This window comes from Nostoc sp., assembly GCF_036916655.1.
GTDB lineage: Bacteria > Cyanobacteriota > Cyanobacteriia > Cyanobacteriales > Nostocaceae > Nostoc.
On sequence record NZ_JBALFY010000122.1, the window covers coordinates 1 to 11,219 of the forward strand.

Annotated in this window: 8 protein-coding genes and 1 pseudogene; 3 read left to right on the forward strand and 6 right to left on the reverse strand. The window is 41.8% G+C overall.

The annotated features are described in order from the left end of the window. A partial coding sequence (locus V7L31_RS32110; RefSeq protein ID WP_334699980.1) for a hypothetical protein occupies window positions 1-459 on the reverse strand: 459 nt, incomplete at its 3' end. Between the two features lie 278 nt (window positions 460-737). Between V7L31_RS32110 and V7L31_RS32115 the strand changes: the two are divergent. Next, window positions 738-920 (forward strand): annotated as a pseudogene (locus tag V7L31_RS32115) (chloride channel protein); the annotation flags it as partial. 223 nt (window positions 921-1,143) lie between these two features. Here V7L31_RS32115 and galE read toward each other — a convergent pair. From galE to glf, 3 genes are all read right to left on the reverse strand, one after another. Beyond that, window positions 1,144-2,130 (reverse strand): UDP-glucose 4-epimerase GalE, encoded by a 987-nt coding sequence (gene galE / locus V7L31_RS32120; protein ID WP_334699981.1) that lies wholly within the window; start codon window positions 2,128-2,130, stop codon window positions 1,144-1,146. A gap of 74 nt (window positions 2,131-2,204) precedes the next feature. Beyond that, window positions 2,205-4,412, reverse strand: a complete 2,208-nt coding sequence (locus V7L31_RS32125; RefSeq protein WP_334699982.1) for a family 1 glycosylhydrolase — start codon at window positions 4,410-4,412, stop codon at window positions 2,205-2,207. A 503-nt stretch (window positions 4,413-4,915) separates the two neighbouring features. Next, window positions 4,916-7,357 (reverse strand): UDP-galactopyranose mutase, encoded by a 2,442-nt coding sequence (glf, locus tag V7L31_RS32130; protein ID WP_334699983.1) that lies wholly within the window; start codon window positions 7,355-7,357, stop codon window positions 4,916-4,918. Between the two features lie 619 nt (window positions 7,358-7,976). Between glf and V7L31_RS32135 the strand changes: the two genes are divergently transcribed. Continuing rightward, entirely contained in the window at window positions 7,977-8,126 is a 150-nt protein-coding gene (locus tag V7L31_RS32135) for a hypothetical protein (protein ID WP_334699984.1), read from the forward strand. 316 nt (window positions 8,127-8,442) lie between these two features. Further along, window positions 8,443-8,922 (forward strand): DUF4383 domain-containing protein, encoded by a 480-nt coding sequence (locus V7L31_RS32140; RefSeq protein ID WP_334699985.1) that lies wholly within the window; start codon window positions 8,443-8,445, stop codon window positions 8,920-8,922. On the opposite strand, the gene V7L31_RS32145 is transcribed toward V7L31_RS32140, so the two are convergent. Both V7L31_RS32145 and V7L31_RS32150 read right to left on the reverse strand, forming a co-directional pair. Further along, window positions 8,919-9,935, reverse strand: a complete 1,017-nt coding sequence (locus V7L31_RS32145; protein ID WP_334699986.1) for a glycoside hydrolase family 43 protein — start codon at window positions 9,933-9,935, stop codon at window positions 8,919-8,921. The genes V7L31_RS32140 and V7L31_RS32145 overlap by 4 nt on opposite strands. A 154-nt stretch (window positions 9,936-10,089) precedes the next feature. Next, a complete protein-coding gene (locus V7L31_RS32150; protein ID WP_334699987.1) occupies window positions 10,090-10,899 on the reverse strand; it encodes a phytanoyl-CoA dioxygenase family protein in 810 nt (269 codons plus the stop codon). Window positions 10,900-11,219: the final 320 nt, after the last annotated feature.

Below are 11,219 nucleotides of genomic sequence, written 5' to 3' on the forward strand. Positions count from 1 at the left end.
AGTGCCGTTATTTGGATATTGCTGCGTTCCGGTAGTGCCGTTATTTGGATATTGCTGCGTTCCGGTAGTGCCGTTATTTGGATATTGCTGCGTTCTGGTAGTGCCGTTATTTGGGTATTGCTGCGTTCTGGTAGTGCCGTTATTTGGGTATTGCTGCGTTCCGGTAGTGCCGTTATTTGGATATTGCTGCGTTCCGGTAGTGCCGTTATTTGGATATTGCTGCGTTCCGGTAGTGCCGTTATTTGGGTATTGCTGCGTTCCGGTATTAGAACCATCTGTAGCGCCTCCTGCTTGGGAGTATAATCTATCACCTATAGGAGCATGATTAGTTTCCCCTGTACTAGAGATAGTATTTTGGGACAGAGCGTGTACAGGAAGACTCATTAAAGCACCAGTACTAGCAACTCCCACGAAGCCAGCAAGCATGAGGAGCAAATTTTTACTGTAGTTTACGTTCATTGGGATCTCCTGAGTTTAAAGTTAAAAAGTTCTGAAGCCACTAAGCAATTTGCTGAAATCTAGAAAAATCTTTTTTTCTAAACTACAATTAACAATGTCAATCAAAATTATTGAGATTGAAGTTGCTATTTGATTCCTAAATTAACTAGATTAATGTCCTCGTTCGTCTGCCATAAGTATAGTCTGGTGTTAAATTAAATTGTGATATTTCAAACTCATGAATCTACCATCAGGCAGAGGTGAAAATATTGTTGTCAAGACAAAAATTCTTCCGATAGCATATTGTGAAATATTACGAAGCCTTGATGCCAACCGTTGTTTCAAGTTGCGCTAGTTATTTGGTATTTGCAGCAATCACACATTTAGGAATTGCACCCACTTGGCATTTTTCCCAGTACCACCTAGACAAGATTGATGATTTTGCGAGCGCTATCATATTCGGCATCATTGGAGTATTGGCTTATGACTACCTAAAGAATGAATTTCTAAGCCTTACAGGATGTTTTAAATTGTCTGGTTCTTCGCTTATTTTTATGGAAAATCTGCTTGAAAATCATTGAAAGCCTTACCCTATAAGCATTTCATTCAAAACAGTATTATAAGTCTTTATAACCCTTGCCCCACAAGGGTTTTGTTACAATCAATCCTCAAGCACCATAAAAGGGACGCAAGAGCCAATTGTCTTTACTTATGTCGTTGTTGATGCCATTGCCAAGCATGGGCGATAATTTCGTTCAAATTAGGATACTCTGGATGCCAACCCAATATTTTAGTTGCTTTGTCGCTACTGCCAACTAAAATAGGAGGGTCGCCTGGTCTGCAATAGCGTTCTTCTATTTTAATTTCTTTGCCTGTTATCTCTTTAGCAGTTTCTATCACTTCTCTGACTGAAAAACCATTACCATTTCCTAGATTAAATACTTCACTTTCTCCCCCTTTGAGCAGATATTCCAAACCTAAGATATGGGCTTGTGCTAAGTCAGTTACATGAATATAATCGCGGATACAAGTTCCGTCTGGGGTAGGGTAATCAGTGCCGAAAATCAAAATAGATTCGCGCTTACCAAAAGCAGTTAGTAGTACTAATGGTATGAGATGAGTTTCAGGTTCGTGGTCTTCACCAAGTAATCCATCAGGGTCAGCACCTGCGGCATTAAAATAGCGAAAACGTATAGACTTCAAATTGTAGGCTGTATCAAAATCTGATAATATCCGCTCTACCATCCACTTGCTAGTAGCGTAAGGACTAATGGGATCTTGCGGATGATCTTCGGTAAGGGGAACGAACTTTGGCACACCATAGAGAGCGCAAGTAGAAGAAAAGATAAATTTCTTAACTGATGCAGCAATCATTGCTTCTAAAAGCGTCAGAGTACCTGCAACATTATTTTGGTAATATTTGGCTGGGTCGATAACAGATTCACCCACTGCGATATAAGCAGCAAAATGCATAACCGCAGTTATATTGTGAGTTGAAAATATATCATCAAGAAGAGAGCAATCGCTCATATCTCCAACAATCAATTTTACCTGCAAAACTTCTTCTACAAGTTCTCGATGTCCGTTCGACAGATTATCTAAAACGATTACTTCATAACCTGCGTTTTTCAGAGCTAATACAGCATGGGAGCCAATATATCCGGCTCCTCCCGTTACTAAAATAGTTGACATAATTGGAATTGGGGATTGAAAACAATGTTTGATTTTAGATTTTGGATTGGATTACGATTCAAAACTTTTTTGTACTAATTTCTTTCTTCCAAGTAGCGAGAAATTGCACTGTCAAGATGTGGCATTAATTCACCTCGATTGCTACCAAGAACGCTGTAAGCTGGGCGGGGAGCAATCCAACTAAGTTCTTGTGTAGGGAGAGAAATCAAATTTTTGACGCTTACACCTGCTTTTTTAGCTGCTAATCGGGCTAAGTCAGACCAAGCTACAGCACTTTTGTTGGCCAAATGCCACAAACCTTTTTCGCCATCAATCAGTAAATCAAGGCTGGTATGGACAAGATCGGGTACATAAGTAGGGGAAACGATCGCATCTTCGGCTGCAACAAAAGTATTACCAGCAGCTAATTGCCGTAGAGCGCTCGTGACAAAGTTGTATTCATCCCAAGGGCCGAAAAATGCGCTGGTGCGAATCACTAGCGATGCCGGATGAGCGTGCAATACCAGCTTTTCTGCCAAAACTTTGCTGCATCCATATACATTGAGAGGCGCAACGGTATCAGTTTCGACATAAGGATTAGACTCAGCACCATCGAATACCAAATCTGAAGAGAAAGTTAGCAGCCCCACATTATGTTGAGCGCAAGCAGCAGCTAAAATCGCTGCCCCTTCAGCGTTTACCTTTAAACAAATATCAGGTTCGCGTTCGGCATCGTCCACCCGCACGTATCCCGCAGCATTCACAACCGCCCACGGTTGTAACTCGGCAAGTATTTTATTAACAGAAACAGGATTGGCAATGTCCATCTCTTTGCGTGTCAGTAGGCGATATGTAATTCCTCGTACTTCACACAACCGAGCAAAAGCCTTGCCTAGAGTTCCTGTGGCTCCCACGATCGCTAGGGGACGATTGGAAGCAGGGCATGAAAACGGGAGAGATGGGGAAGATATGCGACAATTGACGGCTGGGTATAATAAGCGCTCTTCTCGATGCCACCATCCTGGTGTATCAAGTAGTGGATGATTGGGTTTGTGCCCAGTGGCTAAATCTCGCACCATTTTAGCGATCGCTGTTTGTCTGGGACGTGATGAGCGCAAATCAAATACGCCTGACTCGTAATAACCTACCCAACGAGTTACTAAGCTATTCCAATCGTAAGTACCCAGAAGCGACCATACAGTGATAGCACGAACATCAACACCCTCGTGTCGTACTTCCTGCGCTGCATTCCACACCTCATAAAGCCAGCGTAGTTGTTCCTCACGAGTACAGTTAACGTGTACTTCAGTCACAGCAAGTGGCAGATTGTAGCGTTCCCATGCCTCTAGCAGCAATGAACGTGGCCCTGCCAAACCCTCAGAACAAACTCGCACCGCATCTACATCTGCATACTTGTCCTGCCCATTACCACCATGTGTCCAAGCTGGATAATTTTCTGTGTTTTCATCCAAGAAGCGTTCGCTGGTCACGTAATGGTTAATGCCGATGATGTCAGGGGGACAGGTATTTTGTAAAAATGTCTCAAGTTCAGCCTCGCTGATACCACAGTCGCGCAAGTAACCCCACATAGGACGAGTTGGGGAAACTAAACCACACAATAAATCAAGACTCAACCAACGACGCTCGTTTTCTAGTTCTGCTTGGTATACTAATTTCGATGTACTATAAGTTTTACCCAAATCCTCAGTTTGTACGAGTTGGGCATTGGGGTTGACTTCCCGGATTGCCTGCATCGAAAGAGCGATCGCTTTACACTCCCCTAACAAAGCACGGGCGAAAGTTAAATCATCTTTTCCGTGGGGATACCAGTGACCATACATCCCACTAAATCGTGCTGTTGTCAGTGGTTCGTTGATAGGTGTGTAATGTGTTACCCAAGGATAGCGTTCTGCAACCGCACGAGCAAACACCGCTAGTTTCTCAGGAAATTCTGGATCTATCAAGCTGGTATCACGCGGCCCACTGCCATGATGCACTAATCCCACAATTGGACAGATGCCAAGTTCACGCAAGCGTCCCAGCCGTTCATCCGCCCACGACCAATCAGCATTCTCCAAACCATTGGGCGCTATCCTCTCCCAAAGTACTGGATAGCGGATGGCGTGTATGCCGAGTTCCGCAAATAAATCTAGGTCATCCAAGCGGGTTGCATGACCATTGCGTTCTAACTGATCAAAATACTCTTCACTCACACGATTAACCGTACACTCGACACCACCCCAAACTTCTAGGGGAAGTTGTGCTTTGTTGCTGTTGAGTGTCAAGTTGAAAGCAGAAATCATAATTTACAACTCAAGCTGATATTTTATTTGATTGTCTGTACACCGTAGCCTCCACAGTCCGAGAGGCTTTGATTCTTGCTCGAATGGCACTAAGAAAAGGGAAAATCGTTGAGGCAGCAGGGGTGCAGAGGAGAAAGAAGAAGTTTTAGGCTTGCGTTCGGATATTTAGAAATTCCCCTCTGCGCCCCTGCTCCTCTGCAATCCTTACGCTGCATGCCCTTCAGCTCAACTTAGTGCCATTCGATTCTTGCTCTCCTTCCCTTGTCTACGGTGTACACACAAGTCTTCTAGAGTTACGTTACAGGCTTTTGATCCCCCCAACCCCCCTTTTTTAGAGGGGCAAAAAGCTCTCAAAGTCCCCCAATTTATCGGTGGATTTAGGGGGATCTACAACGATTTTGGTTTTCTAGAAAGATGTGTGTACACCGTAGCCTTCCCTTGTAGGGAAGGGGCTGGGGTTTAGGTTTGAAAGTTGTACACGGACGGCGTGAATTACAAATTACTTAAGCCTTAACCGCAATTTGTTTGTACACAGACAAAGCCTGAGCAACACATTGATCCATGTTGTAGTACTTGTAGGTCGCTAATCGTCCTATAAAATAGATCCCTGGAGTTTCATCAGCCAGCACCTTGTATTTCTTGTAAATTTCCTGATTCTCAGGACGCGGTACAGGATAATAAGGGTCTCCCTCAGCTTTGGGAAACTCGAAAACAATACTCGTTTTCGAGTGTTCCTGACCAGTTAAGTATTTAAACTCTGTCACACGAGTATAAAGCTGTTCATTGGGATAGTTAATTACTGGCGCTTTTTGAAACACAGTTGTGTTGTGCGTCTCATGCTTGAAATCAAGGGAACGGTATGGTAGTTTGCCGTAACGATAATCAAAGTATTCGTCAACCGGCCCGGAGTAAACCATTTCGCGGCAAGGTATGCATGATTGAATTTCTTGATAATCGGTGTTGAGCATTACCTTGATGTTCGGGTGATTGAGCATATTGTCGAACATCCGGGTAAAGCCATGCAGTGGCATTGCTTGGTAAGTATCGGTAAAATAGCGATCGTCACGATTAGTCCGTGTGGGAATTCTGGCAATTACTGATTTGTCAAGTTCCGATGGGTCGAGTCCCCATTGCTTACGGGTATAATTACGGAAAAACTTTTCATACAGCACTCGCCCAACTTTGCTGACCACCACATCTTCACTAGTGCGGATGTTTTCTACAGGTTCAGCAAGGGATTTATAAAACTCTTCCACCTCAAATGAATTGAGATTCATCCCATACAGCTTGTTGATGGTGTCGAGGTTGATGGGAATCGGAACAAGTTGGCCGTCTACACTGGCAAGGACACGATGTTCGTAAGACCGCCACTGAGTAAAGCGTGAGAGGTATTCAAAGACTTCGCGGGAATTGGTGTGAAAGATGTGGGGACCGTATTTGTGTACAAGAATGCCATCATCGTTGTAATGATCGTAGGCATTGCCGCCTATGTGGTTGCGCTTGTCTACAACCAGCACTTTTTTACCTTGATTTGCCAAACGTTCTGCAATGACGCTACCAGAAAAACCAGCACCGACAACCAAGTAATCGAAGACAAAATCTCTGGTAATGATATTTGGTGCTTGTTTACCAGCTGCACCCGTGGAGTTAGCTTTGTCTTCACCATCACGGGCGGCGATCGCCGAGTCAATCAACTTCATCATTGATGCCCAAGTACGATCCCAAGAAATCTTCTCTAAAAAGACATCTACTCGACTCAACCATTCTGAGGCTGCGGTGTCTTCTTGCATTGCTTGTTCTGCGGCGGTAACAAAGTCAGAAACGGTGTCTGCAATTCGCACCAATTTCGATTCTCCGTAAGGACGCACGACATCTCGAATGGAGGTAGATACTACCGGTCTACCTGCGGCAAGATACTCTGGAGTTTTGGTAGGGCTAATAAAACGTGTTGACTCATTACGCGCAAACGGCAACATCGCTAAATCCCAGCCTGCTAAATACGCAGGTAGTTGTTTATAATCTCTGCCACCGAGATAATGGATGTTTTCATGCTGTGGCAGATTTGCTGGATCGATTTTGACAACTGGCCCAATAATTACTAAATGCCAGTCGGGACGTGCTTCGGCAATTCCAGCAAGCAGTTCAATATCCATCCGTTCATCAATTACGCCAAAGAATCCAAGGCGAGGATGGGGAATATGAGCTTGATCTTCTGGTTCTTGAATATTTCTCGCCTGTCCAAAGTGGGGGACATCTACACTGCTGGGAAAGGCATAAACGTTGGGGTGCTGGTTCACCTTACTTTCGTAAAGGCTTTCTCCCCCTGTAAATACTAAGTCTGCACGGCTGAATAGTTCGGCTTCGTAATTCTTTAAAGTAGGTGATGCTCCCTGGAATGCAGACAATTCATCCATGCAATCGTACACCACAGCTTGCGGTTGCAAGTGCCGGGTAAAGGCGATCGCCATTGGTGTATAATACCAACAAATGTATTTGTTGATGTTATGTTCTGCAAACAAACCATCGATTAATACTTGTAAATCTGCGTTGATTGCCTCTTCACTTAAACCTTGTGGTAGGTGTGGCACGACCACAACTACTCCATTAGAATCTTCGTTTATATCTAACCTTCCCAAGGGTTCTTCAGAGAAAATTGGCTCCTCAATAAAGAACACTCGCTTTCCTTGAGCGCAGCGAGTTAGTAAATGTTGTGGTCTTTGATAGACGAAATTCCAACGCAAATGAGATAAGCAAACTATATCAGGTGTGTCTTTAAAGGTTTCTGTTGATTGAACTTTTTTGTTAGACGAAGTTAAATTCAACCGTGACAGACTCGATGATTGCGTTTGGGCTTGGGCTAACTGCGATCGCTTTGTTTTACGCTGCTTTGGCGAAATAACATTGCTGACACCGTTGTTGTTTACTTGAGATTTTTCAATTGTCATAGTTCGTCTCATTATTTAAATTATTAATTCTGACTAGCCAAATGCTAATACCTTTTCTTTGTAAGGCAGCACCAAGCTTACTTTCATGCAAAAGCTTGCAACATATTTTGCTGCTTTTCAATATCGAATCGGTATAATAATTACTTGGTTCCATTAATAACAATGTACTGTTTTATATCTACTTCTTTCATCTACCCAAATAAATATAAAGTTGCTTTTGTATTAAGTCCTAAGCACTATATTTTTATGAATATATAAAATTCAAAGTTAAGTATCAATTTATTTAATGTAATTTTTGATACTTAATATTAATATACAGGTATATTTATGCTTGTCTGTTCGGTTTCGTACACAAGATAATTAAAACAATTATCATTAATATTAATAAAATCAGCTTATTTATTACCTGATTTTTTATTCATATTAAATATTTAACCCTAATAGTATATATAAATTGATTAATTTTTAAATATTAAACGGTATTCTTTTTTACAAAAAATATATTAAAATGTTACGTTGAATACATATTGCTGTAACAATTATTTTGTAAACCATAGTAAATGAAGTAATTTCTTTTATTGTTGGTTTATTAGAAACAAGTATTATAATTTTCACCCTGATGATATATCTGTTCTCTCAACCTTGGGTAGGATTAAAAACCTTTTGGCTGTGGGTAACATTGGTTGTAATTCAATTCATAAACCTCACGCGATCGCTTCTAATGATGGAGCGATCGCGTTTTTCTAACTCAGAGTTTTCAAATAAATAGGTAGCTAGTGCTGGAAGCTTTTTACTCTAAAAGATTTAATTTGTTTAATTAAAATTATGACTTTAGGTATAACAACTCAAACTTAATCTTAAACCGGCTGACAGAGAATACATTGAAAGCCTTGCTTAAGATAGTATTCATCACTTTTGATAGAGTGAAATATATGAAAGACAAAGTTGAATTATAAATATTGTGTTTAGACAGTTAACCAGCTAAGAGCAATCTATTTATATCTATAAAAAAATTAGATTCTCATGATTTCTTAGCTAGCGGTTACTATTTCGTAAACATCTACATACTTACCAAGAGAAAAAAGATGGAAAACATTAACCAGGCAAAATTGATCGAGCGTTACATTGCTTTGGCTATCGGAATTAGTTATTTACTTTTAGGTTTAGCTGGATTTGTACCAGCTTTGGTTTCATTACCAGGAACGAGTGAATCTTTTGTTCCACTTGATGAATCTACTAGTGCTTATTCGGCGGGTTTTGGTTATATCTTTGGTGCAATTCCCACCAACTTTTTGCATAACATTGTACGTTGTGCCGTAGGGTTGTTAGGAATTACTTCTTACAACAATAGTACCACTGCGCGTCTATTCACTCGTGGTTTTGCAGTTTCTTATGCTTTGCTGGCGGTTATTGGATTGTTGCCTTTGGGTAAGACATTTTTCGGCTTAATGCCATTGTTCGGCGCTAATGTTTTGCTTAATGCATTAGCTGCGATCGCAGCTGGCTACTATGGCATTGTTATACCAGCCAAAGTGAGCGGTGTTAATGTATCGCAAAATCTTTAATAGTTGCTGATAGTCTGCGGTGTCCAAGTAGGGCCATTGCAAGATGGCCCTTCTGGTTTCCAGATCAGCATATCTAAGCAGATTTGCCGCATATCCATGTTTTTCGTCCAAGCATGATAGACAACATACTCAGTCTTACCATCTAGCCCAAGAACAATAGAATTATGTCCCGGCCCTCTAACAAAATTAGGAACAGACTTTAACACCCGTGGCCCGGTTTCGTTACCTGCATCAGAGTAAGGCCCCATCACGTTGTCAGCAATGCCATAATCTACGCCGTAGTTCTCAGTTTCCCAACGTCCACCACTATAAAAGCAGTAGTATTTCCCTTCATGCTTACGAACGCAAGGGCCTTCTAAAGTATGCCAATCATAAATTTCACCATACATCAAACGGTTGGCTAAAAACCGTTGCCAATCGGATCGCGCACGTAAAACTACTTTTCCTTCACCAGCAAGTTTAGTCATGGTTTGGAATTTGTCTACAACTAATGCTGTGCCGGCACGCACTCCATCCGATGTATCCAGAAAGTCACGGGCGTAAAATAAATACCATTGTCCATCGTCATCCTGAAATGGGTGCGGATCGATCGCAAAAGGACAAGATTTTGGATCTACAACTGGCTCACCAACATCTTGATAAGGGCCTAATGGAGTATCGCTTGTAGCCACACGTAACTGATGATTCTTGTCTTCATGCCCCACAGAATAGTATAGATAAAACTGGCGATCACAGTAAGCAACTTCCGGGGCCCAAAAATTATCGCCAAGGGCTGGATCTGGCCGTTGTAGCGCGTTCCCAACATAATCCCAACTTACAAAGTCGAAGGAGCGTAACAGAGGAAAAACACGCGATTTGTTATTGGAGTTAACATTTGGTGCGTCCGCTATTTCATCTACCGTTCCTTCTGCTTCTGCTGCGCCAGTGCCGATCGCATAATATACGCCTTCGTGTTGCCAAACAAAAGGATCGGCAAAATAACCTTTGTAGACCGGATTAGTATAAGTTTGCATCTTAATTATCTATGAAATGACAAAAATCCTTCTTCCACTAATGGTTAGTCAAGTTAAGAATGCTTGCTTTGTAGTGAGGACTTTAAAGCTTAAATCAAGGACTAAAGTCCTTACTACAAACTTATTTACCAAGCATTGTTGCCTTGAAAAACTACTAGTATTTGAAATTCACGTAAGTTTCGACTTTGTTCTTAGGTAAGCTTTCTACTAGCTGACACCGTAGCATCTGTTTGAGTTTTTCTGGGAGACTTTGATAATAGTCTTGTGGAAGAGTCAAATCTACCTTTGGTGTGTGCAACCAATGCATCGCATAGCCCATGACTACCATCGGCCTTGAGTGGTTTGTCCGATTTGGGGAACCCCGATGCAGTGCTAAAGGCGATCGCACCATTACGTCACCTGGCTGCATATAAAAGGATTCCATCGGAATTTCACCACTGGCAACCTTTTCTAATCCTTCTTCTCGCGGTATGACATGGGTACCACGCGCCATTTGAAACGGCCCGTTTTCTGCGGTTACTTCCACAAGGGGAAAGTTGACTGCTAGGGCGTAAAGTGGGGTTACTATGCGATCGCTAAATAATGGGCGAAAATCCCGATGGGTTTCTTGATAATCTGAACCCTGGAATGGAACATCAACTCCCATCTGAACCATTACGTATTCTTGGAAAAACACACGTTCTAGGATACCCATAATCACTAGGTTGGCAAAAACCAATTCATTAGCAAATGGGTAAATCCAAGGCAAGGTTAAATAGTAGCGGGAAACTTCACGAGGAGCCAACCCACCTGGTTGATTTTGACGCTCGTGAAATAACTTTTCAAAAGCTTGTGTCCACTCATCAATTAATTTTTGCTCAAAAACACCGGGAATCACACAAATTCCGTCTTGATTCAGTTCTTGAGCAAATCGGTCTAGGTCGGTAGCTGAATATTTCGCTATACCGCCTATACTTTGAACCATCTTTTTTATCCTCTTCAACTTATAAATAGAGGTGTATTAATATCAGACCTCTAGGAGATTTTTTATTGCTTGTGATAGTAACGCACTATTTTTAAAATTGGTGGCTTATGCCAATCCCCTGTAACAATTAATTAAAACTAATTTTGACGAATTAGTTAACATAACTAAACTCTTTGACACTCAAAATAATGCAACGCGATCGCCTGGCTTTGAAGGGCATCTAACCTTGCGGGGCTACAAAAAGGGCTAGGATGCAGATAGAATAAGCCTCATAGCCCTCTCTCCTTGCTGGTAGTACTTACGCTTATTAGGACTTAATC